Source organism: Bacillus sp. PPSBB_11 (genome assembly GCF_038023285.1).
GTDB classification, from domain to species: domain Bacteria; phylum Bacillota; class Bacilli; order Bacillales; family Bacillaceae; genus Bacillus; species Bacillus altitudinis.
Genome location: NZ_CP150633.1, coordinates 687,746 through 710,510 on the forward strand (window position 1 = coordinate 687,746; position 22,765 = coordinate 710,510).

General features: G+C 40.4%; 27 protein-coding genes and 1 other RNA gene. 8 read left to right on the forward strand and 20 right to left on the reverse strand.

All coding sequences use genetic code 11. The annotated features are described in order from the left end of the window. Nucleotides 1–16: 16 nt before the first annotated feature. From V7L95_RS03485 to V7L95_RS03515, 7 genes are all read right to left on the reverse strand, one after another. Nucleotides 17–1,294, reverse strand: coding sequence for a cation:dicarboxylase symporter family transporter (locus V7L95_RS03485; protein WP_007500222.1), 1,278 nt, complete (start codon nucleotides 1,292–1,294; stop codon nucleotides 17–19). Between the two features lie 328 nt (nucleotides 1,295–1,622). After that, on the reverse strand, nucleotides 1,623–1,748 hold the full coding sequence (locus V7L95_RS03490) for a hypothetical protein (RefSeq protein WP_265784893.1): 126 nt from the start codon (nucleotides 1,746–1,748) through the stop codon (nucleotides 1,623–1,625). Next, nucleotides 1,745–4,180, reverse strand: coding sequence for a heavy metal translocating P-type ATPase (locus V7L95_RS03495; protein ID WP_050826613.1), 2,436 nt, complete (start codon nucleotides 4,178–4,180; stop codon nucleotides 1,745–1,747). The genes V7L95_RS03490 and V7L95_RS03495 overlap by 4 nt, the downstream gene beginning before the upstream one ends. An 84-nt stretch (nucleotides 4,181–4,264) precedes the next feature. Then, nucleotides 4,265–4,471, reverse strand: coding sequence for a copper chaperone CopZ (gene copZ, locus V7L95_RS03500; protein WP_008347645.1), 207 nt, complete (start codon nucleotides 4,469–4,471; stop codon nucleotides 4,265–4,267). 83 nt (nucleotides 4,472–4,554) lie between these two features. Continuing rightward, the gene (locus V7L95_RS03505) at nucleotides 4,555–4,860 is read right to left on the reverse strand and encodes a metal-sensing transcriptional repressor (RefSeq protein ID WP_008347647.1); all 306 of its coding nucleotides are present in this window, start codon (nucleotides 4,858–4,860) and stop codon (nucleotides 4,555–4,557) included. A gap of 97 nt (nucleotides 4,861–4,957) precedes the next feature. Further along, nucleotides 4,958–5,413, reverse strand: coding sequence for a DUF6376 family protein (locus V7L95_RS03510; RefSeq protein WP_076821121.1), 456 nt, complete (start codon nucleotides 5,411–5,413; stop codon nucleotides 4,958–4,960). A gap of 255 nt (nucleotides 5,414–5,668) precedes the next feature. Next, nucleotides 5,669–7,267 carry a histidine kinase N-terminal 7TM domain-containing protein gene (locus V7L95_RS03515; protein WP_035389410.1) on the reverse strand — a complete coding sequence of 533 codons (1,599 nt, stop codon included), beginning with the start codon at nucleotides 7,265–7,267 and terminating at the stop codon, nucleotides 5,669–5,671. Between the two features lie 239 nt (nucleotides 7,268–7,506). Here V7L95_RS03515 and V7L95_RS03520 point away from each other — a divergent pair, with 239 nt between their 5' ends. Beyond that, a complete protein-coding gene (locus V7L95_RS03520) occupies nucleotides 7,507–7,752 on the forward strand; it encodes a hypothetical protein (protein WP_017359230.1) in 246 nt (81 codons plus the stop codon). Nucleotides 7,753–7,854: 102 nt separating this feature from the next. On the opposite strand, the gene V7L95_RS03525 is transcribed toward V7L95_RS03520, so the two are convergent. Beyond that, a complete protein-coding gene (locus V7L95_RS03525) occupies nucleotides 7,855–8,421 on the reverse strand; it encodes a hypothetical protein (RefSeq protein WP_017359229.1) in 567 nt (188 codons plus the stop codon). Between the two features lie 427 nt (nucleotides 8,422–8,848). On the opposite strand from V7L95_RS03525, the gene V7L95_RS03530 reads away from it, so the two are divergent. Continuing rightward, a complete protein-coding gene (locus V7L95_RS03530) occupies nucleotides 8,849–9,685 on the forward strand; it encodes a hypothetical protein (RefSeq protein WP_017359228.1) in 837 nt (278 codons plus the stop codon). Between the two features lie 110 nt (nucleotides 9,686–9,795). On the opposite strand, the gene ssrA is transcribed toward V7L95_RS03530, so the two are convergent. The 7 genes from ssrA to V7L95_RS03565 all read right to left on the reverse strand — a co-directional run bounded on the left by ssrA (nucleotide 9,796) and on the right by V7L95_RS03565 (nucleotide 15,162). Then, nucleotides 9,796–10,159, reverse strand: a transfer-messenger RNA (tmRNA) gene (gene ssrA / locus V7L95_RS03535). A 181-nt stretch (nucleotides 10,160–10,340) separates the two neighbouring features. Beyond that, nucleotides 10,341–10,811: an SsrA-binding protein SmpB gene (smpB, locus tag V7L95_RS03540; RefSeq protein ID WP_008347658.1), complete on the reverse strand. Its 471-nt coding sequence runs from the start codon at nucleotides 10,809–10,811 to the stop codon at nucleotides 10,341–10,343. Between the two features lie 139 nt (nucleotides 10,812–10,950). After that, a complete protein-coding gene (gene rnr / locus V7L95_RS03545; RefSeq protein ID WP_008347660.1) occupies nucleotides 10,951–13,290 on the reverse strand; it encodes a ribonuclease R in 2,340 nt (779 codons plus the stop codon). A 19-nt stretch (nucleotides 13,291–13,309) separates the two neighbouring features. Further along, nucleotides 13,310–14,056, reverse strand: a complete 747-nt coding sequence (locus tag V7L95_RS03550) for a carboxylesterase (RefSeq protein ID WP_144625722.1) — start codon at nucleotides 14,054–14,056, stop codon at nucleotides 13,310–13,312. 123 nt (nucleotides 14,057–14,179) lie between these two features. Then, entirely contained in the window at nucleotides 14,180–14,413 is a 234-nt protein-coding gene (gene secG / locus V7L95_RS03555; RefSeq protein ID WP_003212746.1) for a preprotein translocase subunit SecG, read from the reverse strand. A 187-nt stretch (nucleotides 14,414–14,600) separates the two neighbouring features. Beyond that, the gene (locus V7L95_RS03560; protein WP_017359225.1) at nucleotides 14,601–14,891 is read right to left on the reverse strand and encodes an AbrB/MazE/SpoVT family DNA-binding domain-containing protein; all 291 of its coding nucleotides are present in this window, start codon (nucleotides 14,889–14,891) and stop codon (nucleotides 14,601–14,603) included. A 37-nt stretch (nucleotides 14,892–14,928) separates the two neighbouring features. Then, the gene (locus V7L95_RS03565) at nucleotides 14,929–15,162 is read right to left on the reverse strand and encodes a helix-turn-helix transcriptional regulator (protein ID WP_008347669.1); all 234 of its coding nucleotides are present in this window, start codon (nucleotides 15,160–15,162) and stop codon (nucleotides 14,929–14,931) included. Between the two features lie 154 nt (nucleotides 15,163–15,316). Here V7L95_RS03565 and V7L95_RS03570 point away from each other — a divergent pair, with 154 nt between their 5' ends. From V7L95_RS03570 to V7L95_RS03580, 3 genes are all read left to right on the forward strand, one after another. Continuing rightward, the gene (locus V7L95_RS03570) at nucleotides 15,317–15,721 is read left to right on the forward strand and encodes a helix-turn-helix transcriptional regulator (RefSeq protein WP_340968021.1); all 405 of its coding nucleotides are present in this window, start codon (nucleotides 15,317–15,319) and stop codon (nucleotides 15,719–15,721) included. A gap of 130 nt (nucleotides 15,722–15,851) precedes the next feature. Continuing rightward, a complete protein-coding gene (locus tag V7L95_RS03575) occupies nucleotides 15,852–16,253 on the forward strand; it encodes a transcriptional regulator (protein WP_008347673.1) in 402 nt (133 codons plus the stop codon). Between the two features lie 82 nt (nucleotides 16,254–16,335). Further along, complete coding sequence (locus V7L95_RS03580; protein WP_007500199.1) at nucleotides 16,336–16,656, forward strand: helix-turn-helix domain-containing protein; 321 nt, start codon at nucleotides 16,336–16,338, stop codon at nucleotides 16,654–16,656. Between the two features lie 81 nt (nucleotides 16,657–16,737). Here the strand turns inward: V7L95_RS03580 and V7L95_RS03585 are convergent, their stop codons facing one another. Genes V7L95_RS03585 through V7L95_RS03600 form a run of 4 tightly spaced genes read right to left on the reverse strand, consistent with a single transcriptional unit; the run spans nucleotide 16,738 to nucleotide 20,195 of the window. After that, nucleotides 16,738–17,427, reverse strand: coding sequence for an ABC transporter permease (locus V7L95_RS03585; RefSeq protein WP_008347676.1), 690 nt, complete (start codon nucleotides 17,425–17,427; stop codon nucleotides 16,738–16,740). Between the two features lie 21 nt (nucleotides 17,428–17,448). Then, nucleotides 17,449–18,366, reverse strand: coding sequence for an osmoprotectant ABC transporter substrate-binding protein (locus V7L95_RS03590; RefSeq protein ID WP_008347678.1), 918 nt, complete (start codon nucleotides 18,364–18,366; stop codon nucleotides 17,449–17,451). Nucleotides 18,367–18,379: 13 nt separating this feature from the next. Further along, nucleotides 18,380–19,033 (reverse strand): ABC transporter permease, encoded by a 654-nt coding sequence (locus tag V7L95_RS03595; protein WP_024719832.1) that lies wholly within the window; start codon nucleotides 19,031–19,033, stop codon nucleotides 18,380–18,382. A gap of 13 nt (nucleotides 19,034–19,046) precedes the next feature. Beyond that, the gene (locus V7L95_RS03600; RefSeq protein ID WP_100324777.1) at nucleotides 19,047–20,195 is read right to left on the reverse strand and encodes a betaine/proline/choline family ABC transporter ATP-binding protein; all 1,149 of its coding nucleotides are present in this window, start codon (nucleotides 20,193–20,195) and stop codon (nucleotides 19,047–19,049) included. A gap of 269 nt (nucleotides 20,196–20,464) precedes the next feature. On the opposite strand from V7L95_RS03600, the gene V7L95_RS03605 reads away from it, so the two are divergent. Beyond that, a complete protein-coding gene (locus tag V7L95_RS03605) occupies nucleotides 20,465–21,001 on the forward strand; it encodes a GbsR/MarR family transcriptional regulator (RefSeq protein WP_017359221.1) in 537 nt (178 codons plus the stop codon). A 54-nt stretch (nucleotides 21,002–21,055) separates the two neighbouring features. Here V7L95_RS03605 and V7L95_RS03610 read toward each other — a convergent pair whose 3' ends face one another. Next, nucleotides 21,056–21,691: an NAAT family transporter gene (locus V7L95_RS03610; RefSeq protein ID WP_024719834.1), complete on the reverse strand. Its 636-nt coding sequence runs from the start codon at nucleotides 21,689–21,691 to the stop codon at nucleotides 21,056–21,058. 118 nt (nucleotides 21,692–21,809) lie between these two features. On the opposite strand from V7L95_RS03610, the gene V7L95_RS03615 reads away from it, so the two are divergent. Together V7L95_RS03615 and V7L95_RS03620 are read left to right on the forward strand one after the other, a co-directional pair. Continuing rightward, entirely contained in the window at nucleotides 21,810–22,274 is a 465-nt protein-coding gene (locus V7L95_RS03615; RefSeq protein ID WP_129547818.1) for a hypothetical protein, read from the forward strand. Nucleotides 22,275–22,289: 15 nt separating this feature from the next. After that, nucleotides 22,290–22,754: a GNAT family N-acetyltransferase gene (locus tag V7L95_RS03620; protein ID WP_129547819.1), complete on the forward strand. Its 465-nt coding sequence runs from the start codon at nucleotides 22,290–22,292 to the stop codon at nucleotides 22,752–22,754. Nucleotides 22,755–22,765: the final 11 nt, after the last annotated feature.

The window sequence follows — 22,765 nt, forward strand, 5'->3', positions numbered from 1 at the left end:
TTGAAAAGATCTCCTTTTACGCTGCTTTTGTTTGTTGTTTTAATTCCTCAATATACTTCTTCGATTTCTCTTGATCAAACACTTTTTCCCACTTAGACATGACAATGGCTGCAAGTGAGTTACCAAATACGTTAACAGTTGTACGAACCATGTCAAGGATACGGTCGATCCCAACGATGAAGGCAAGTCCTTCAAGTGGAAGTCCCATTGCTCCAAGTGTTGTGATGACAACAACGATCGATGCACCTGGTACACCAGCCATTCCTTTTGATGTGAGCATTAAGATTAATAGTAACGTAATTTGCTCATAGATGGAAAGAGGCATGCCGTACATTTGTGCAACAAATATGGCGGCAATGGATTGATAGATGGCACTTCCATCTAAGTTAAAGGTATAGCCTGTTGGGATAACGAACGACGTGATCGCTTTCGGGCAGCCGAACTTCTCCATTTTATCCATTAGTCTAGGCAGTACAGCTTCTGAACTTGCTGTTGAGAATGCAAGAATGATTTCTTCTTTTAACACTCTAAATAGTGTAAAGACGCTTGTTCCAGCTAATTTTGCGATAATGCCAAGTACGACAATCACGAAGAATGCCATTGTGCCGTAAACGACAAGTACCAGTTTACCTAGCGGGAGAAGCGCTCCGACCCCGAATTTGATCACCGTCACACTGATGAGCGCGAATACACCAAATGGTGCAAACTTCATCACTTTATTGGTCACCCAGAACATTGCTTCGAGTATCCCCTCAAAGAATCCTAACACTGGTTTTCCTTTGTCTCCAACTGCTGCAATTCCTAATCCGAATAACACTGTAAAGAAGATTGTTGGTAATAGATCACCTTCTGCAATGGATTGGAACACGTTTGTTGGCACAAGATGCACAATCGTTTCAGAGAAACTAGCTTTTTCGGCAGAAGACTTAGATGTCTCTTCATATTTAGAGATATCGCCTTTCTCCATGTTACTCATATCAATTCCTGTACCAGGATGGAAAACGTTTGCTGCAAGCAGTCCAACTGCTAATGCAATCGTTGTCACAATTTCGAAGTAAAGAATCGTTTTCCCACCGAGTCTTCCGATGGTTTTCATATCGCCTACACCTGCAACGGCTACAATCAATGCAGCAATAACAATTGGAAGAACGATCATTTTAATTAAGTGGATGAATATATCGCCAATCGGCGTTAACACATTAATAACGGTTTCATTTTGATAAAATAGTGCTCCTACGACAACACCCAAAACAAGTGCGATGAGTATTTGAGAAGCTAACCCTAACTTTTTCATACGTGGACCCCCTTTTTTTGATAACGCTTTCTTTGTTGCTTAATCGCATCTTAACGATGAACCTACAAAAAACGACAAAAAGGAACAAAAAGAAGTGAATTTTTTATGAAAAATCTTTTAAAAGGTGGGTTTTTCCACAAAATTGTTAAAAAAATACTTCGCTTATGGCGAAGTCTCAGATTATTGACAAAGGGCTAAAATGAACTTTATTTTAGCCCTTTGTCTTCTTTTCAGTGTGATAGAAAACCTTTGAAGTCTAGAAAGGACGAGCACCGAAGTGCAGGACTGACACCGAATGCGAGGACTTCGCTTCTGATGAAGTCTCATGTTACATATGATCAGCTGGCGGCTCTTGAAGAGGAGAAAGTTCGACATAAACCGCATAGCCTATCAGTACAATGGCTACATAAATCACAGCACTCAACGTCCACACCCATTTGACATTCAGCTTCATTTTGCCACACCCTCTCTGACAGGTTTCAATCGCTGTAATCTTAGTGCGTTCAGCACAACCGATACAGAACTAGAGGCCATTGCCGCTCCTGCAAGCCATGGTGCCAGGAACCCAAATGCGGCGACTGGTATACCAATACAATTGTAAGCAAGTGCCCAAAATAGATTCTGTTTAATGTTTCTCATCGTTTTTCTGCTAAATTCAAGTGCATCTGCAATGGCATGGAGATCTCCTGTCATGAGCGTAATATCTGCCGCTTCCATGGCAACATCTGTACCTGTTCCGACAGCCATCCCGATATTTGCTGTTGCAAGGGCAGGGGCATCATTAATGCCGTCTCCAACCATCGCCACTTTTTTTCCTTGTTTCTGAAGCGCTACAATATGAGCCGCTTTTTCCTCTGGAAGAACTTCAGCGATGACATGATCTATGCCTGCCTCACTCGCAATCGCTTCTGCTGTGCGCTTGTTATCTCCTGTCATCATCACGACGTGAATCCCTTGCTCTTTGAGACGAGCGACCGCTTGAGAAGAAGACGATTTGATTGTATCAGCAACGGCGACAATACCTGCTGGCTCGCCGTCAATGGCAATGAGCATCGCCGTTTTCCCTTGTTCTTCAAGCTCAGTCACAACTGTTTCTAGTGCTTCGCAGCTGATATGATGTTTCTTTAGGAGTTTCCGTGTGCCAATCAAAAGCTCATGTCCGGCAGCTCTTGCTTCAATTCCATGACCAGGATCTGCTTGAAAAGCTTCTACCTCGACCGCTTGGAGACCCCGAGTCTTCATGCCATCTGTAATCGCTCTGGCAAGTGGATGCTCTGACTGCTGTTCTGCCGATCCTGCTAACTGAAGCAGCTTATCTTCTGTCCAATTGGCAGACGCAATCACATCTGTAAGACTCGGCTCCCCTTTTGTCACAGTCCCTGTTTTATCTAGCACTACTGTATCTAGTGATTGGGTTACCTCTAAGTGTTCTCCGCCTTTAAACAAAATCCCTGATTCAGCTGCCCGGCCGCTGCCTGCCATAATAGAGGTCGGTGTAGCAAGACCAAGCGCACAAGGACATGCGATGACGATGACCGCTATAAAGGTTTCAAGTGCAGATGTCACATTCCCTGGGTCAACAAAGAAAAACCAAATCAGAAAAGTGAGTACAGCCAATCCTACAACAATGGGGACAAATATCCCTGAAATTTGATCTGCCATTCTTTGAATTGGTGCTTTTGAGCCTTGCGCTTGTTCGACGACTCGAATGATTTGTGAAAGAGCCGTTTCTTTTCCTACTTTTGTTGCTTTCACTTTCACAAATCCATTTTTATTGATGGTTGCCCCGATGACTGTATCTCCTGTGGTTTTATCAACTGGCAGACTTTCTCCTGTAATCATCGATTCGTCGATCGCTGTTGTTCCTTCGATGATTTCTCCGTCTACCGGGACTTTTTCACCCGGCTTGACGAACACAAAATCATTCACTTTCACTTCAGAAATAGGAACGGTCATTTCTTTCCCATCTCGCTCTATCACAGCTTCTTTCGCTTGTAAGCCCATCAGTTTTTGAATCGCTTCTGATGATCTCCCTTTCGCTCTTGCTTCCATTAACTTTCCGAGCACAATCAACGTAATCAGCACAGCACTCGTTTCATAATAGAGGCCCGCCTCATGTGTACCTTGAACCGCTGACTGAATACTTTCATATAAACTATAGAAAAAAGCAGCTGATGTCCCTAATGCCACAAGGACATCCATATTGGCACTTTTATTTTTCAACGCTTTATAAGCACCTACATAAAAAGGCCAGCCGACAATGAACTGGACGGGCGCTGCTAATGCGAGCTGAACCCATGGATTCATAAACGCTTCTGGCAACCAAATAAACGATGTGAAAGAAAAATGACTGACCATTGCCCAAAGAAGAGGCAATGACAAAATCATCGAGAACAAAAAGCGTGCCGTTTGTTTCTCAATCGCTACTTGGCGATGGTCTTTTTTCCCTTCCTCTGCATGCTCTTCGGCTGGTTCGATTAATGAATACCCAATGGATTTCACAGCCTCTTTTATGTCACTTGGAGATATTTGCCCTGGATGATACGTCACCTGAAGTGTCTCAAGCGCAAAGTTCACTGACCCTTGATCAATACCCTCCATCCGGTTGACTTTTTTCTCAATTCGGTTTGCACAAGCAGCACACGTCATTCCCTCTATATCAAATTCGGCTTGTTCCATCACCACATCATAGCCAAGAGATTGAATTTTTTGTTTTAGATCCTCTGCTGTGAGTTGTTCTGTTTCATACACAATGTGGGATGTTTCAAGCGCTAAGTTCACACTGGCGGCGTCCACACCTTCCAACCTGTTCAAGCCCTTTTCAATGCGGCCTGCACAGGCGGCGCAAGTCATTCCCGTAATTTGAAAATCAATTTCTTTTTTCATTTATCTCACCTCTCCACATACTCCATGGGGGTATTGTTATTTTTAAAAAAATACGTGCTGTCTTATGCAGCACGTATGCTCATTTTATACGACATCATATCCCTGTTCTTCAATGACATCAGAGATCTGGTGTAACGTGATTTGATCTGAGTGAAAGGAAACCTCCACCTGACCCTTATCTAAATGGACTTTCACAGATTCAACACCTGCTAATTCTCCTACATTTCCTTCGACTGCTTTCACACAATGTCCGCAAGACATGCCTTGCACTTGTAGTGTTGCTTGTTCCACTTCTCATCGCCTCCATCAATCATTTTCTATTTTTACTATACCCTAGTAGGGTATCATTGTAAACATAAATGATCCGCTGTTTGCTACGATTTTGTCAACTTCGTGAAGACATTCATCAACTCTTCAATGGCTTCATCCCCATTACCGCTCTTAATGGCATCTGCTACGCAATGATGTGTATGCTTTTCCATTAATTGAAGACTCACTTTTTTTAAAGCTGCATTGACAGCAGAAATTTGATTCACGACATCTATACAGTAACGATCGTTTTCAATCATTTGCTGAATCCCTCGCACTTGACCTTCCACTCGTTTTAAGCGGTTGATTAATTGCTCTTTTTCCTTCTCGGCTCTAGGCGAAGCGATATGTCTTTCTTCTTGTTCTGTCATCTGATCACCTTTTTTCTATCATACTTGTCTTACATTCCATTAAAGCATATCTTCACCTGAAAAGGCAAAGATATGCTGAGATCACCGTTTGTTTATTCTAGTTTGTCAACTGTTCAATATCTTGCAAAAGGTTGACGGATTGCTGAAGCTGCTTCATGAGGCCTTGCTGATCCTCTAAAATAGCTGCAGCATCGAAGTTGTCCATTTTCAATTGCTGTAAATAGGTTTGAATCTCCTCTGACAGTACTTTATTTTTCTCCATGATTTGTGCATGCAGGTCTTTTGCTATTGATGGGGCTGAGAGTTCATTAAATTCTTGAATGTCTGCTTTCAATGATTCAAGCTGCTGCGTCAAATCTGCTCTTTTGGCAGCATCTTGTACAGCTTCTTCCGCAAGCTGTGGAAAATCCTCTGTGAATTGCTGAATATCCATCACATACTCATTTGCTTCTGTGACATATGTCGTTGTATCGTTCACTTGGTCTAGCAGTCCAGAACATCCACTTAACAAAAACGTACCGGTAAATAGAAACGCCATCACATGTTGTTTCAAGATCCATCATCCTTTCATCTGCTATGTTGAAACCCCTCATTTGTCCAGCTCCCAACCACACAGATGCAAAAAGACCTTAAAAAAAGCCAGACCTTTGCCTCAAGTGTGATAGGCAAAGGTCTGGCTAACATGTTCATGCCGGAATGGCCGAGAAACAACGGATGTTTCTGTAATGACGACCAAACCGTAAAAGCTACTCCCCTTTAGGAAACCGTTCAAATGTTATGTTTATCATATCTAAATGAAGGACAACAGTCAATGAGAAGTAGGCGGAAGATCCTGCTTTTGGTACAGCATATAGTCCGAACCAGTTGATGCATAAATCCGATTACGTCCTTGGCGTTTTGACATATACAAGGCTTGATCTGCCTCAAATAGAAGCGTTTCTAATATAGAGGGATCATTCGCTGTATGGGCGACGCCAAAGCTTGCTGTCACTCTTACTTTTTTCTCATCTGTCTGAAAGAAACTCACTTCAAATGAATGTCTCATTTGTTCCGCAATACGACATGCCTCTTCAAATGAATGATGCGGCAGACAAATGGCGAACTCTTCTCCACCATATCGCCCAAATAAATCATCCATCTTCAAATGCTGCTGACAAATGGACACAACATGACGCAACGCCTCGTCTCCAATGTGATGGCCGTGCGTATCATTGATTTGTTTAAAGAAATCAATATCAAATAGCAGTATTGCGGTATCCTGCGCATCCTCTTCCAATAACATCTGCGTTCGTTCAATAAAGGAAGACCGATTGAAGATATTCGTCAAACCATCAATATATGCTCGGCGCTCCAGCTCTTCCTGCAATAGTCGCTGCTCAGTAACATCACTGATCACAATTTGCCTGCCTTCGACTTCGCCTCTTCTATTAAAAAGAGAAGAAGCAGTGAGATGATAATAGAAGGGCTGCTCTTTTTCCCACATTAAATCATACTGTGAATGATCCTGCGGAGAACGCAGCCACTGTATAAACGCCGGCTCTTTGATGATCCCTGAGAATATATCATCGATTTTATAGCCGATTCCCTTTTTAGCGAGCACAGGAATGATCAATGCAGCCGCAGGGTTATAATCAATCAGTGTTCGGTATCGATCCAATAGAAGAACACCTTCTGACATATGTTCAAACACACGCTCCATCGCAATGGGAGAGAGCTTAAAGAGATGAAAAGACATAATCGCCCATAAGTAGAGTGCGTTGGTTAAAAACATCACCACTGGTACTGGGTCAATGTGAAAGGGCGTGACACCTAATAAATAGATAAAAGAGGTGGTGATCGGTAATAATATCCCAACGAGCAAGATCAGAACCTGTTTCAAATAATCTTTCTTTACACGTAAAAACCAAAGCAGCATAAAAATAGCGAGCATGGAACAACCAAATGTATAGACCCCATGAATGATATACCAATAGCCAATGGTAAAATCAGCCAATAAAAACCCGTCTACTGTATTCATCGTGATGCTTCGGTAAAAGAGTGAATGAAAAGAGTTGGTGAACACCAAAATGGTGGTTAAAATTGGAATCAGCAAGAAGAGAAGCACGCGGCGCTTTGTTACATATTGATGGAAACCAGTAAACTGCAGCACAATCATCAGGCTGAACGGTGCAATGAACGGAAGACCTATGTATTGAAAACTAACCCAGAATGTAATTTCTTGAGGGGTGCGCGCCAATAATTCAAATGTATGTCCAAAAATATAAATCGCAGTTGCTCCAGACATATACATAAACAATTGACAGCCAATATACCGATGGCGATTTGCATGAGCAATGATTGATAATATTACGGACAGAATGCCAGAAACACTCATGATCACAATAAAATGTAAAACAATCGAATCCATGTAAACGCCCCAATTTCAGTTATTTAGAACTAGTCTAATCTTACTATATATGAGGACGTCTCAAATGGGAAGATGTGATTTTGATTTGGTTGGCGGTTTTTTGGAAAGCGTTCGTCATTTTACTAGTCGTGGCGCCTTATCTGTTCATTACTTTTTACTTATTTTATGGATAAAGCATATTGTAGCAAGTGAAATATCTGTACAATGTGGAGATGAATGAAAAGGAGGCTTGATAGGAGATGACTTTTTTGATCATCATGGCAGGTTTGTTCATGCTGATTCTTTTAGAGAAGCCATTTCAGAAGAAACGATCTGAGCTGTTATTTTTGATGAGTTATTTGCTGCTGATTGCGGTTTATGTGATTCAGACAACATTTGTGGAGATTATGCCTGATGGGCTTTTGTTGATGATGGCGGTGATTGTGGTTTGTCCTTTGTTTATTCGGTTGGTTCGGTTTTCTTCAAGGAACTTACATGAAAAGTAAGAAGGATGACAGTATGTAGCATCCTTCTTACGTTGTGAACTAAACTCGTTATTCTTAAGACCCTCTGAGCTTTGTAAAGCAGACGTCTTTTTCTTTACTTAATTATGAATTTGATTTATCTTTTTGTTTTTCATTTGATTTATTGTCTTTCATTTTACTCATCTCTTTTTTAGCATTATCCACTTCTTCTAAAGCTTTTTTCATTCTAGAATTCATGAAACTTAAATCATCATCACTGACTTTATCTCGCTTGATTACTTTTAAGATATCTTTGAAAAGTGATTCAAATTTGTCATCCGCTTTCACCAAGTACTCGTTTACTTTTTTATACGTATCAGGAACTTTAACTTCTTTGTCTTTGGCTTCGCTGAGTAATTCTCTCATGCTATCAATCTTTGTCTCAACATCACTAGCCCATTCTTTATCGTAAACCTCGTCTAAAGGAACCAACGATAAAACAAAAGACATAATTCTTTCTTCAAACCGTTTTAGATATCCCTTATACCATGATGCATATTCGCTATCAGTCATTTTTTCTATTTTTTCTTGTTTTGCTGCTGCTTTGTTTGATGAACCGTTTTCTGATTCATTTTTACCGCATGCTGTACCCATCATCAATGTAAATACTAAAAGAAATACTGAAATGATTGTCTTTTTGTTTGTTTTCATTTTTATGAATTACTCCTTATCCTTTGAGACTTTTTCTAATTCGTCAACTACTTTAGCTGTTTCATCATATGCTTTGTAGGGTCTATTCGAACTTTTTTCTTTTAACTAAAATGTCCCCCTGTCATTATCTGGTGATATTTCCCTACAAATTATCATCGGTTAAAAAATAGGTATATTTAGGTATTCTCCCTAACTTTCTAATAAAAAATTCTATAAGAAACAACCTAAGCATCTATCTTCCAGACACTAGATACGACGGCTTCTGAAAGTTTAGAAACAAGCTACATTGCCGAATCGCTTCTTAATTTTTGAATTTCAAGTGTGAAATGAATTACATGAAGTATATTAAAGTATAATAAAGAGGTTAAAAAATGAAGTTAGATAATCTTCTAATAAATAAAGAGTGGACATAAAGGAGAACTTACGAATGACTTTTGATGAATTAATGGAACTTTCAGAAGAAGAATTTATAAATTATGATTTCAAAAGAGAGGTTTTTGATTTAAGAAATTTAATATATGATGAAAAAAACCCTATTGCAAATATTATTCTATATAAAGGTAATATTTATGGTTCCCAATCTGATTGTGATAGATTACCTTTGACCCTCGAAATATACAAACGCTTATGGGGAAATCAATTTGAATTCTGGAATACTAAACAAACAGATTTTGTTGAGGCAAATGGAGAAACAATGAATTCATTTGTAACTCCTTACAAAGCCTTTTATAAGGAGACATATGATTTATCTAATCCTATATTTAAAGATTATGCAAAATTAACACACACAGTAGGTAATTTTATACCTGTATACGCCATCAAAAATAATAAAAATTGGTTTTCTCCTTTTAATAGCAAACGTTATAAATCTACCTATGATTATTGGGATCTAACTTTGAACCATATTAAAGTCATTTTAAATGATTTTATGAATAGTAATGATTCTATTGAGATTTTTTTAGAAAACACAATGAACAATAACACTTTTAAGTATAAAAAATATATTATTGAATCCGCTAAGTGGATTTTAAGTTTTAAAACTTGGCCTAATTTTGTGGAGAAGAATTTTTTGCAGAGCTTTTTAGAAAACCCAAAAGATTTAACCAGTGAACCAAAAGAATTTTGGCGCAATCACTTTAAAGGAACAGTTAGTACCAAAGATGAAAATAATCTGAGTGAATTTTTAACTTTTGTTAATCAAGCTATTCTTGAACGAAGTTCACTTATATATAAACAACTGAAACTAAATTATGAATTCCTATAATATTTGTAACAGCAACATATAGCAAAAGTTCATTGCAACTATAAAATTTCACGTATTTAAAAAGTGTCAAAACCCTTATCTAACATGGGTTTTGACACTTTTTTAAAATCATATGGAGACGGTGGGAGTCGAACCCACGTCCAGAGACATCGATTACTTAAGCGTCTACGAGCGTAGTCAACATATTTACGTGTTCACTCATCCTCATGCCTGCTGACGGGCGCTTGGAGAGCTAGTCTGATGGATCTCTTCTTACGTCCTCAGACGAAAACGTAAGCGTAGCCTACTTCATTGGGCTCCTCACAGACACATAGGCGATGTCAGGAAGAGCTCGCTGCGCTTATTAGGCAGCTAGTGCTAAGTTTTGGTTAAAACTTTTAGTTTTGCCAGTTACATTTAGGTGCGTGTTAACGAGATCGCCTCTCGGCTCGCAGCCTAAGCTCGAACCATCCCTGTCGAATCCGTAACGTCCCCTTGTAAAAGGGATATACGGGATGGAAACGTTCTTTCGCTTAACTGCTTCCGTATATGACTATTATAACAATCTCATCGCTCGAAACAACTGGTGGTTTCTGTAAAAAGACGACGATGATTGTTTACTGCATAACATATTGTAGCATAATGCTTCCGCTCTCAGCAAGCCATCTGCATGCGTCTAGAATTGCTTTTGCCGGTCACGGAAAGCACGCTCGATTTCACGTTTCGCATCTTTTTTCTTCAGATCTTCACGTTTATCATATTTCTTCTTCCCTTTACCGACTCCAATTAGCACTTTGGCAAAGCCATTTTTCAAATAGAGTTTAATGGGAACAAGTGAGTAGCCCTCTTCCTTTGTCGCACCAATCAATTTACTGATTTGTTTGCGGTGGAGTAGCAGCTTTCTCGTTCTGAGCGGATCATGGTTATAACGGTTCCCCTGCTCGTATGGGCTCACGTGCATATTGTGAAGAAACACTTCTCCCCGTTCGATTTTGGCAAAGGAATCTTTTAAATTCACTTTTCCCGCTCGAATGGATTTGATTTCAGTTCCTTGTAATACAAGGCCGGCTTCGTATGTTTCTTCTATAAAATAATCATGATTGGCTTTTTTGTTTTGGGAAACAACCTTTCCCTCTCCCTTTGGCATTGGCGTACACCCTCCTTTTGACACAGACACGGTCCAAATCGTACGGATTATTTTATCAAACAATCCAGCTTTCGACAATGCTGCTGCCACGTGGTCAAAAAGCAAATAGAGCGTGATGCCCTATTTGCTTTTTGTCACGTTACTTTTTCTTTTTGCGCTTTTGTTTCGGTGCGTTATCAAATACGCGTTTTTTCTTTTTCTTCTTTTTACGACCTGTAAACCAGTCGCCGCCTTTATCCTCTTTGCCTTTTTCCCCAGAGGCCTTTTGACCTCCGCGTCCTTTTTTGGCTGGTGGATCTGTCCGTTTTTTGAACTTGAAGTCTTTTGGTGATTTACGGCGAGTGCCTTTCATCCCGACGATTTCAAAATCAATGGAATGCTCATCTTTATTCACACTCACCACTTTGACAGTAATTTCGTCACCGATACGGTAGACATTCCCTGTACGTTCACCGATCATGGCAAAGTGCTGTTCATCAAAACGATAGTAATCGTCTGTCATGTAGCTTACATGGACAAGACCTTCTATCGTATTCGGCAGTTCAACGAATAGTCCGAAATTCGTGACGGAACTAATCATACCATCAAACTCTTCACCGATTTTATCCAGCATAAACTCTGCCTTTTTCAGGTCATCTGTTTCGCGCTCAGCATCAACAGAGCGGCGCTCCATTGTAGATGCATGATCTGCGATTTCTGGCAGCAGTTGTCCCCATTTTTCAAGGGTCGCTTCGTCTGTCTTTTTCTCTATTAAATAGGTTCTGATCAGCCTATGCACGATTAAATCCGGGTAACGGCGGATCGGCGATGTGAAGTGTGTATAGAATTCCGTTGATAATCCAAAATGGCCAATGCTTTCTGGATCATACTTCGCCTGTTTCATAGAGCGAAGCATCACAGTTTGAATGACAACTTCTTCTGGTTGATCTCTGACAGCATCGAGGACACTTTGAAGTGCGCGCGGGTGAATGTTCGTTGACGTCCCTTTGACGATGTAACCAAACGTCGTCACGAACTCTAAAAAGCGCTGAAGCTTCTCAGGATTTGGTTCTTCGTGAATTCGATAAATGAACGGAACATTCATCCAGTGGAAATGCTCGGCAACTGTTTCGTTTGCCACCAGCATGAATTCTTCAATTAATTTTTCGGCAACAGAACGTTCACGAATGACGACGTCTTTCGCTGCGCCTTCATCATCTACAAGCACTTTTGCTTCCTTGAAGTCAAAGTCGACTGCTCCACGCTCCATTCGCTTGTCACGCAGAATTTCTGCAAGCTTCTCCATCTCTTGGAACATTGGCACTAACGGCTCGTATTTGTCTAAAAGTTCTTCATCTTGGTCAACTAAAATCTTATTCACATCGGAATAGGTCATTCTTTCCGTCGTTTTGATCACACTTTGGAAAATTTCGTGTTTGACGACTTTCCCACTACGATCAATGATCATTTCACAAGAGAGTGTGAGACGATCAACCTTCGGATTCAATGAGCAAATGCCATTTGACAGGCGATGAGGAATCATTGGAATGACGCGGTCGACAAGGTACACACTCGTTCCGCGCTCATAGGCTTCCTGATCAATCGGCGAATTCTCTGTAACATAATGAGAAACGTCTGCAATGTGCACGCCGAGCTTATATTTGCCATCATCGAGCTTTTGCACGGTTACGGCATCATCTAAGTCCTTTGCATCTGCACCGTCAATCGTCACGATCGTTTCATTGCGCAGATCACGTCTACCTTCAAGGTCCTTTTCATCGATCGTTTCAGGTGTGTCTGCTGCCTGCTGGAGCGCTTCTTCCGGAAACTCACCTGGTAGACCGTGTTTATGAATAATCGACAAAATATCGATGCCAGGGTCATTTTTGTGACCAAGGATTTCCGTCACTTCACCCTCTGCGCTCATTCTTCCTTCTGGATAGCTTGTCAGCGTGACAACGACTTTATGACCTTCGACCGCTCCGTTTTTAGCGGATTTCGGAATGAAGATATCGTTTGTGATTTTTTTATCATCAGGAATGACAAAACCAAAACTTTTCGTTTCTGTATAGGTACCGACAACCGTCTGAGTATTACGCTCCAGAATGCGGATGACCGTTCCTTCTTTTTTGGTGCCATTTGATTTGTGGCTGACACGAACCATGACGGTGTCGCCATTCATTGCTGTGCCTAGCTCATTTGGAGGAATGAAAATATCATCCTGTCCAAACTCTTCTGGTGTCACAAATGCAAATCCTTTTGCATGCGCAGACAGCTTTCCTTTTACCAAGTTCATTTTTTCCGGTACACCATAGCGGTCGCTGCGGGTACGGACGATAAGTCCCTGATCCTCTAATATCACAAGTGCTTTGACGAGCTCTTTATAATCATCTGGATTGGTAATTTCCATCATGACTTCTAATTCTTGTACCGTTAATGGTTTGTAAGCCTCTTCTTGCATAAACGCAAGTAATTCATCCATAAATTCTTCTTTTTGCACACTCTAACCCCCTATATATTTAAATTGACCAATCGAGTGATTCTAAGAATGCATATACATCCTGATGAACCTTCTCCCGCTCTTTATCAAGCGTGATAACATGGCCCGATTCTTCATACCACTTTAAACGTTTTTCATCTGTCTCTACTTCGTTATAAATAATGTTTGCACTGTCTGTATTAATCATATGATCATGACGAGCCTGAACAACAAAAGTAGGTGAATAAATCATATCAACATTGTTTCTGACATCTGCAATGAGTTCTTGCAGGCCTTTGAGTGTACCCATTGGTGTTTTCTTGAACTCTTCCATCTCTTGCTCAATTTGATCCTCTGACTTACCCTCGAATTTTTTATAGTTACGGGCATAATCTAGTACACCCTGGTACATGACTTCTTCACTTTTTATGTACATAGGTGCACACATAGGTACAATTCCCTTTACAGGTACAGTGTAACCTAATTTCAATGAAAAAACTCCTCCGAGGGATAGTCCGCAGACCGCAATTTCCTCATAACCTTCGTCTTTTAAAAATTGATAGCCTTCTTCTACATCTTTCCACCAATCTGTAGGACCTGTATGAACAAGCTCCTCTGGCGGTACACCGTGTCCTTTGTATTGAGGTGCATGGCATGTATAGCCTCTTTCATTCAAATAACGCCCAAGCATACGAACATCGGCTGTATTCCCAGTAAAACCGTGAAGAAGAAGCACCGCCTTTTCTCCACCTTTAAACGTAAATGGTTTTGGTGTAACAACTTTCATGATGTGACTTCCTTTCCTTCTGATATGGTTTATATTTTCCACTTGTATGTATGAAACAAACACAAAAGAGTGCTGATAATAAAAAAAGGTCTGAAAAAAGATCAGACCTTCTGTTACTCGCGCCTACACGCCTAAATATGCCAATGCAAGTGTTAAGATGAAGAAAAGCACTGACAAAATGACAGTTAATCGGTGAAGAATCAAGTCAAGACCTCTCGCTTTTTGCTTACCGAAAAGCTGCTCGGCTCCACCTGAAATAGCGCCTGACAGTCCTGCACTTTTACTTGATTGTAATAATACAACGATGATAAGTGCGATACTGACAATTACGAGTAATGTGATAACAAATGCGTGCATGAAAACACCTCCAGACAAACTGGTACACATAACTTTATTTTACATGAAAACAAGGTGCATGTCACGAAACATCAAAATAAAGATTTCCTATATATTGTCGACTTTATTTGTCATTTTGATTCAATTTCGCTCCAATGGATTGTATGCAGCATTTTTTATATGCAATTTTTGAGGTTAAAAAACGTTTTTAGCGAGTTGCTTCTTCTTTTAAGAGCTGTTTTAATTCTACTAACAGCCGTTCAGCTCCTTCAGGACTCAGTATGACATTGCCGTTTCCATAGCTTTTGTTGTATTTCGTTATTTGGCCAGTTAATAAGCAGCTCTTATCTGCATCATATTTTTTCAGCATAATGGTTTGATCTTCGATGAAAATTTCTAACAGCTGCTCTTCTTTTATATTGAGTACCTTTCGCATTTCTGAAGGCAGAACAATTCTGCCAAGCGAATCGATGTGTCTTACCATTCCAGTTCTTTTCAATGAAGCCGCCTCCTTAATGATCATACGATGATTTCGTTCATTGACTTTTGTCAACATCTTCATAGTAAAATAAATCTTCAAATTTTTTATCAAAGTAATGAATCATTTTGCCAATGACAAGCTGTCCTGGCTTCCGGTGACCATTCAATACCCTGCTGAGTGTGGCAGGAGAGATGCCAATTTCATCTGCGAGCTGATTTAAAGACATATCGTTTTCGATCATATACTGCATCACAAACGCCCGCCTGATCTGAATCTTTTCGACCATCATTACAACCTCCTATAGGATCAATATGTACAACATGTAGGACTCTCATATCTCCCGGATTCATTAACTTATGTCAACACTTTTACGCCCTTTCTATTTCCTTTGGTCAATGATCATACTAAAATAAGTCATATACTGAAATGTGAGGTTCGATGACATGAATCACTTTGGTGAACAATTACGCATTTTAAGAGAGAATAGAAAGATGTCTGTCAATCAACTCGCCATGTATTCAGGCGTAAGCGCTGCCGGTATTTCTCGGATTGAGAATGGAAAGCGTGGTGTGCCAAAGCCTTTAACCATAAAAAAATTAGCACGCGCTTTGAAGGTGCCTTATGAGGATTTAATGCTGCTTGCCGGTTATATTGAACAGGAAAAAGTGCATGAAATGAAACCGAAATATGACTCCATATTAAAAATCTATCAAACGGCGCTTCAAAAGGATGTAGAACATCTCCCTATTTTCGATGGAGACCAATGGGAAACACTCACCGCACAAGACATCAGCCAGCTGAATCAATACTTTCTTACGCTCATTAACCAAAAAAAGGCGAACAAATAGCGGGGCATAAACATAAGATACATCCACCATTAACTAATGTCAATATTTTCATGGTACACTTATTGCCAATAGTCAACAAATCGAGTACACTAGAGATAACTAATCTTTAACCATGTGAGGTTTTGAGTTGATGAACTTCGGTGCATATTTAAGAGCATTACGTGAGAAAAGGAAACTATCGGTGAACCAATTAGCGATGTATTCAGAGGTCAGCGCTGCTGGTATTTCTCGGATTGAAAACGGGAAACGTGGCATTCCGAAACCTCCTACAATTAAAAAACTAGCAGGTGCATTAAAAGTACCTTATGAGGACATGATGCAGGCTGCAGGGTATATTGAAGAAGCATCTTCTGCCTATGTCATAAAGGAAGAAGAAACGGCTTTTACCCAAATAAAAGAAGCAGCAGAGCAATATGAACTTGATGATCTTGAAATATTTAATGGGGACATATGGTCCACCCTTTCTAAACATGAAATAGAGGATTTAAACCGCTATTTGTTATTTCTACTAAACAGCCGTTCGTCATCGTAAAATGTTTTGATCATTGACAAGCTTTTTGCGCCGATTTTTGACAGAATTACGGTATAATGGGTTCAGATTGGAGTGAAGAAAGATGAATCAATCTGATATGTGCCCGCGGTTTGAAAAAGCAGTTGAGTTATTAAGTAAACGCTGGGTGGCACTGATTGTTTTTCAGCTTCTCTCAGGTTCACAGCGCTTTAGTGAAATCGAAGCAGCTCTGACCAATTTAAGCGGAAGGGTTTTATCTGAGAGATTAAAAGAGCTGGAAGCAGCAGGCATTGTAAAACGGGAGGTTTTTGCTGAAACACCCGTGCGTATTGAGTATTCATTAACTGATATGGGGCGCTCACTTGCACCCGTTTTTGAGGAAATTGCGAAGTGGTCCTCTGAATGGATCACACTTGAATCATAAATGTCTCCTGATGTGAGCCGCCTAATCATGATAAAAAAACCTCCCCTACAGATGTAGAGGAGGTTTTGTCTTTTCAAGCATTTATGCGGACGTCATGTTTTTTTCAGCTAACGCCTTGCTTTCTTTTTTCTTGTTGGTTGGGCTTAAATAGCGTTCAAGCCAGCCCATGACAAGGTCAGCAATAATGGCCATGAGCGCAGTTGGAATAGCACCTGCTAAAATAATGGCTGTTCCGTTTGTCGCGTTTGATCCTCTGATGATAATATCACCAAGTCCTCCTGCACCAACAAATGTCCCAATCGCTGTAATACCGATTGCGATCACAAGTGCGGTTCTTAAACCAGCCATAATGACAGATAAAGCAAGCGGTAATTCAACCATTCTCAGCACTTGCCATTTCGTCATACCCATCGCTTTCCCCGATTCTAAATAGGCATGCTCAATGCTGACAATACCTGTGTACGTGTTACGGATAATTGGCAGAAGCGAATATAAAAAGAGTGATAAGATGACTGTATTTGCACCAAGTCCTAATACAAGCATCAACACAGAAAGCATCGCTAACGCTGGAATGGTTTGAATGACATTGGTTATCGCGAACACCCAATTGCTCAATTTGCGGTAATGCGCCACAAAGATGCCGACTGGTATTCCGACAATTGCCGCAAACAATACCCCATACGCTGACATGAGGAAATGCCGGTAAAATTCTTCTAACACATATGAACCGTTCTGTTGATAATACGCCCATAATTGCTGTAGTGTGTCCATCAGCTCTGACACCTCCCAATCTTACTCAAAGTAATTGTGTTTCTTTAGAAAATCTCTCGCAACAGTCGCTGGTTCTTTTAGTTCTCCATCGACTTGATAATTGAGCTCTTGCATTTGTTCGGTATCGATTTTTCCAATCAACCTGTTGATCACCTTGTCCAGTCCTGGATTTTCTTTTAATACCTTCTCAGGGACAACTGGTGATGCATCGTATGGTGGGAAGAATCGTTTATCATCTTTTAAGATTTTGAGATTATACGCTTTGATCCGGCCATCTGTTGAATAGGCAAGCACAATATCCATTTTTTCATTTTTCAATGCGTCATAGACTAGACCGATCTGCATCGGAAAAGTGCTTCCAAATTCAATTCCGTATGTTTTCACAAACCCTTCGTAACCGTCACCTTTCTTTTTCAGCCAAATATTATCCACACCGAAGCGATAATTTTTGGCATTCTTTTTTAAATCAGAGACTGTTTCTAGGTTGTTTTCCTTCGCCATCTTCTGCGTCACAGCAAAGGCATACGTATTATCAAACCCATAGGAATCAAACCATTTGTAATCATAGCGTTTTTTGAATTCTTTCTGGACGATTTCCATTGCACGCTTTGGATCTTTTTCTGCATCCATTCCTAGCGTACTTGTTAAATCCGTGCCTGTATATCGTGTTGCCGAAATGTCGACATCACCGTTTTCCATTGCTTTTTGCTGTACGGTATTTGAGCCTAAATTCTTCACAATGGTTGTCTTTTTATCTGTGTAATGCTCAATGATGTCTCCCACCATATAGGCCATAATTTCTGATTCTGTAAAGTTTTGTGCACCGATTCGCAGCGTGCTCCCTGAAGAGCCGGCTAGTCCAGGAAGTGAACAGCCACTTATGAATAGCAAGCATCCGGCAAGCAGTGCACTGATCCATTTTGTTTTTCGATTCTTCACATGAGCCAACTCCTTATGAAACTTCCTTCAATCCTTTTAAGCCTTCTGGTGTTACTTTTTTCTCAAGCTTCATCAATGTAAGGTCAATGATGACCGCTAAAATAGTGACAGGGATTGCACCCGCAATGATGTATTCCGGCTGGTAAAGCTGAAGCCCAATTAAAATGTAGTCACCAAGACCGCCTCCACCGATAAAAGCAGCAAGTGTTGTCCACCCAATTAAATAAATCGTTGAGGTTCTGACACCTGCCATAATGACCGGAACAGCAAGCGGCAGTTCCACAAGACGAATTTGTTCCCATGTCGTCATGCCAATTCCTTTTCCAGATTCAAGCAAGTTTTTGTTCACACCTTGAACACCGGCATACGTATTTCTTAAAATAGGCAAAACGGAATAGAAAAATAGCGCAACGATCGCAGGTATTTTTCCAACTCCCAAAATAGGAATAAAAAATGCAAGAATCGCTAAACTAGGGAGTGTTTGAAAGATATTCACGATGCCGATGACAAAACCGGCGCCTCTTTTCATTCGTGTAAGAATGACGCCTAAAGGAACGGCCACGATAATGCCTAACACAACGGCAATTAAAGAAATGTATAAATGCTCCCACATTTTTGTGAGGAGTTCCCCACCATTTTTCTCAAGAAAATCGATGATTTGATCCATGTGTACACCTCCCTTAGTTCATTTCAGTGACAGCCTCCGGGGTATCTTCTCCCCAAATAGAGTCATATACGACATCTACAAGACTTGCACGTGTGACGATGCCTTTTAAGTGCCCTGTTGCATCGACTACCGGTACATATTTAATGCCGCGTATTAAGATCTTTCGGACAGTATCTCTAAGAAGTGCACCTTCTTGTACTGTATAAAATTCTGTATTTAAAATATCGCCAACGAAGGCTGCTTTTCTGCGGTTTGCATCGATGGTTTCAATGTCGATATAGCCTTTCAGCACATGATTTTCATCAACGACAAGCAGGGAATCAACCCGCTTTTCTCTCATAATATAAATGGCATCTGTCAATGTTTTTTCGACGGTAATTGTGACTGGGGACGTGTTCATCATTTGTTCCACACGTTCCATATTCGGGTTTGACTGAAGCAGACGTTCTTTCCCGATGAATTCTTCTACGAATTCGTTCACAGGGTTACGTAAAATATCATCTGGTGTGCCCACTTGGACAATCTCTCCATCTTTTAAAATGACAATGCGGTCTGCAAGTTTAATCGCTTCATCCATGTCATGTGTGACGAATACGATTGTTTTATTTAACGTTTTTTGCAGTTTCTTAAATTCTTCCTGCAATGAATCTCTTGTAATTGGGTCAAGTGCTCCAAATGGTTCATCCATCAGGATTAAAGGGGGTTCTGCTGCGAGTGCGCGAAGAACGCCGATACGCTGCTGCTGTCCTCCACTGAGTTCATGCGGGTAACGCTCTAAGTATTCCGGCCCCATGTCGACGAGTTTGAGCAATTCACGCGCTCGTTCTTTTCGTTTTTCTTCCGGCCACTTCAGCAGCTTCGGCACAAGGGAAATGTTTTGTGCGATGGTCATATGAGGGAAAAGTCCAATTTGCTGAATCACATAACCAATTTCTCTTCTTAATTGGACTGGATCTTTTTTCATAATGTTTTCTCCCTCGATCAATATGTTTCCTGAGGAAGGTTCAATCAGTCGGTTAATCATCTTCATGGTTGTCGTTTTTCCACAGCCACTCGGTCCAATAAAACAAATAAATTCTCCTTTTGCTATTTCTAAATCAATATTTTTGACAGCTTTTTTTCCGCCTTTATACGTCTTAGATACATTCTCTAGTTTCAGCAAATGAGACACCTCCAATTAGTCGGATATATATTTTCAGAAAATTTACACCTTATTTATTATAGTGCAAACTTTATAAAATAAAAAGTTTACAATGTGTTTGTATTGCATAAGATTTATTTAAAATTTTCAGTTAACGGCCTGATATGTAGCGATCCCTCCTTTTTCCTCCAACTTACGAGCAAATACTCAATATTTATTGTTTTCATCAACAAACAGGTATATGATATATTGTGTTACAAATTGTCAGTCGTGAAGGGATGAAGCGGGGAATGGACAAGCAAGCGTTAGGCGCCATTCAAAAAGCACAGGATCATTATATTGAAAAAGCTGCCGAGAACATGAATGCCTTTGGTCTTTCTGCCACAGTGGGTAGAGTGCTTGGTATCATTCATATGAACCGTAAACCAATGACGCTCGGTGAGCTCTCAGAGGCGACCGGCATGAGCAAAACAAGAATGAGTCAAGTCGTTCGAGAAATGCTTGATCTGAATATTGCTGAAAAGGTTTATGAAAAAGGAATACGCAAAGATTTATATGACGTTGAGCAAGATCAATATCAAACCTTTATTTCATTGTTTGCAGCCAATTGGTCACGTGTTGTCAGCAAAAATCGCAAGGCACATAAGAAGACATGCAAGGAATTGCTGGAGCTGCTTGAACAAGATGACCTGCCAGAAGAAACAGTAGATAAAATCAATCTTCTTCTTTCAGAAATCAAGGAAAGTCTCGATTATTATGACTGGATTAGCCGTTTAATTGAGTTCTTTGAAAGTGAAGAAGTATTTCAACATGTGCCAAAACCTTAAAAAAGCTGTTTTATTTTACAATTTTGTAGAAAAAAACAGCTTTTTTATATACACTTATGACATCAGCATTGGGAACATCCCTTTGATCCCTGCGCCAATCATCTCTACTGCCACAACAGCTAGAATCAATCCCATTAATCGTGTCACGACATTCATCTCTGTTTTCCCCATTTTTCGCATAATGAAACTTGAATAATGAAATGCATAATAGGTCATGGCAAGTACGACTACAATGCCAATAAGAATCGCAAGCAGATGAAGCGTTACTTGGTGGCTTCCTGGCGTTAAGCTCATGACGGTCGCAATTGTACCAGGTCCGGCAATGATCGGAATGGCGAGCGGGGTCACCGAAACATCGGCCTTCTCCTTGCTTTCTGCCTTTTCATCCGAATGAGGGTTTTGAACATGTGATTCTTTTGCATTCAGCAGATTGTAAGCGATACCAAAAATAAAAATACCTCCGGCGATACGGAGTGCATGGATATCAATGCCAAACAATTTGAAAATGAGCCTGCCTGCCAAAAGAAAGGCAATCAAAATCATAAAAGACACAACAATCGCTTTTTTGGCCGTCTGGGAACGTTCTTTCTCAGAATAGCCTTCTGTTAAAGTGATAAAAAGAGGCACGTTTCCAATGGGATTTGAGACAGCAAATAGTGACACAATGACATGAATCATAAAGGAAATCAACAGACACCCTCCTTTTTTCATAGTGTCTGCTAATCTGATGCGAATATTCCCTTGTTCTGTTAAAACCTGGTTTGTTTTAACCGATGATAATAGAGGTTTAACGAAAGGGGAATAGAACATGAAAAAAAACATCACGATCATTGTCTTGTCTGTGATCATCCTAGGTGCAACTGGCTGGATTGTGTGGCAGCAGCAGTCGCTCACCGCGGCAGAGAAAAAACACCAGCAAGAAACCAGAACGAACGATAAGCAGCTGGCACAGTTAAAGTCAGAAGGCACGGATATGAAAGATGAAATCGATGGTCAAAAAAAGGAATTGTCCACCTTCATAAACAAGCTGAAGAAAGAAAAGAAGGCGCATCAAAAAGAAATCAAACAGCGTAAAGCGCTTGAGTTAAAAATAGACCAGCTTCAAAAAGAACTGGCATCAGCGAAAGCAACGGCTCAAGCGAATAAGCAGGCAGCACAAACGACTAGGAAAGCAACTGTTAAGAAAGACCCAAATGTCACCCATCATCCTCCTTCTCAATGGGTGCAGGATCAATATGATTGGGGTGTTAAACAAGGGTATATCAAAGAATAGAGAGGATGAAATGATTTGATACAGATTCGGCCATTGTCTCATGATCAATCTGTTCCTATGGATCTTTTACTATTAGCTGACCCTTCAACTGAAAAAGTCATTGCCTATGTACAATCTGGTTCTTGTTATGTTGCTTTTCATAAACAGGACATGATTGGTGTGTATGTTCTGACGCCTCTGTCTCAGCAGACAGTGGAAATCATGAATGTCGCCGTGAAGGAGTCATGGCAAGGGAGAGGAATTGGGAAGCAGCTGATCCGCCATGCTATTACAGAAGCCAAGGCAGCTGGCTTTCATACAATTGAAATTGGCACAGGCAACTCTAGTATTCAGCAGCTCGCCCTTTATCAAAAATGCGGTTTTCGTATGGCGTCTATCGATCACGATTTCTTTCTGAAGCACTATGATGAACCGATTTATGAGAACGGTATTCAGTGTATGGATATGGTGCGGTTGTCACTCGTTCTTCAAGCAGACTGACTTCATTCAGC

What these genes read in the sequence shown, in the direction of transcription:
- V7L95_RS03485 (WP_007500222.1), bottom strand. Translation starts at nt 1,294, where the DNA reads ATGAAAAAGTTAGGGTTAGCTTCTCAAATACTCATCGCACTTGTTTTG.
- V7L95_RS03490 (WP_265784893.1), bottom strand. Translation starts at nt 1,748, where the DNA reads ATGAAGCTGAATGTCAAATGGGTGTGGACGTTGAGTGCTGTGATTTAT.
- V7L95_RS03495 (WP_050826613.1), bottom strand. Translation starts at nt 4,180, where the DNA reads ATGAAAAAAGAAATTGATTTTCAAATTACGGGAATGACTTGCGCCGCC.
- V7L95_RS03505 (WP_008347647.1), bottom strand. Translation starts at nt 4,860, where the DNA reads ATGACAGAACAAGAAGAAAGACATATCGCTTCGCCTAGAGCCGAGAAG.
- V7L95_RS03515 (WP_035389410.1), bottom strand. Translation starts at nt 7,267, where the DNA reads ATGGATTCGATTGTTTTACATTTTATTGTGATCATGAGTGTTTCTGGC.
- V7L95_RS03520 (WP_017359230.1), top strand. Translation starts at nt 7,507, where the DNA reads ATGACTTTTTTGATCATCATGGCAGGTTTGTTCATGCTGATTCTTTTA.
- V7L95_RS03525 (WP_017359229.1), bottom strand. Translation starts at nt 8,421, where the DNA reads ATGAAAACAAACAAAAAGACAATCATTTCAGTATTTCTTTTAGTATTT.
- V7L95_RS03530 (WP_017359228.1), top strand. Translation starts at nt 8,849, where the DNA reads ATGACTTTTGATGAATTAATGGAACTTTCAGAAGAAGAATTTATAAAT.
- smpB (WP_008347658.1), bottom strand. Translation starts at nt 10,811, where the DNA reads ATGCCAAAGGGAGAGGGAAAGGTTGTTTCCCAAAACAAAAAAGCCAAT.
- V7L95_RS03550 (WP_144625722.1), bottom strand. Translation starts at nt 14,056, where the DNA reads ATGAAAGTTGTTACACCAAAACCATTTACGTTTAAAGGTGGAGAAAAG.
- secG (WP_003212746.1), bottom strand. Translation starts at nt 14,413, where the DNA reads ATGCACGCATTTGTTATCACATTACTCGTAATTGTCAGTATCGCACTT.
- V7L95_RS03565 (WP_008347669.1), bottom strand. Translation starts at nt 15,162, where the DNA reads ATGATGGTCGAAAAGATTCAGATCAGGCGGGCGTTTGTGATGCAGTAT.
- V7L95_RS03570 (WP_340968021.1), top strand. Translation starts at nt 15,317, where the DNA reads ATGAATCACTTTGGTGAACAATTACGCATTTTAAGAGAGAATAGAAAG.
- V7L95_RS03575 (WP_008347673.1), top strand. Translation starts at nt 15,852, where the DNA reads ATGAACTTCGGTGCATATTTAAGAGCATTACGTGAGAAAAGGAAACTA.
- V7L95_RS03580 (WP_007500199.1), top strand. Translation starts at nt 16,336, where the DNA reads ATGAATCAATCTGATATGTGCCCGCGGTTTGAAAAAGCAGTTGAGTTA.
- V7L95_RS03585 (WP_008347676.1), bottom strand. Translation starts at nt 17,427, where the DNA reads ATGGACACACTACAGCAATTATGGGCGTATTATCAACAGAACGGTTCA.
- V7L95_RS03595 (WP_024719832.1), bottom strand. Translation starts at nt 19,033, where the DNA reads ATGGATCAAATCATCGATTTTCTTGAGAAAAATGGTGGGGAACTCCTC.
- V7L95_RS03605 (WP_017359221.1), top strand. Translation starts at nt 20,465, where the DNA reads ATGGACAAGCAAGCGTTAGGCGCCATTCAAAAAGCACAGGATCATTAT.
- V7L95_RS03615 (WP_129547818.1), top strand. Translation starts at nt 21,810, where the DNA reads ATGAAAAAAAACATCACGATCATTGTCTTGTCTGTGATCATCCTAGGT.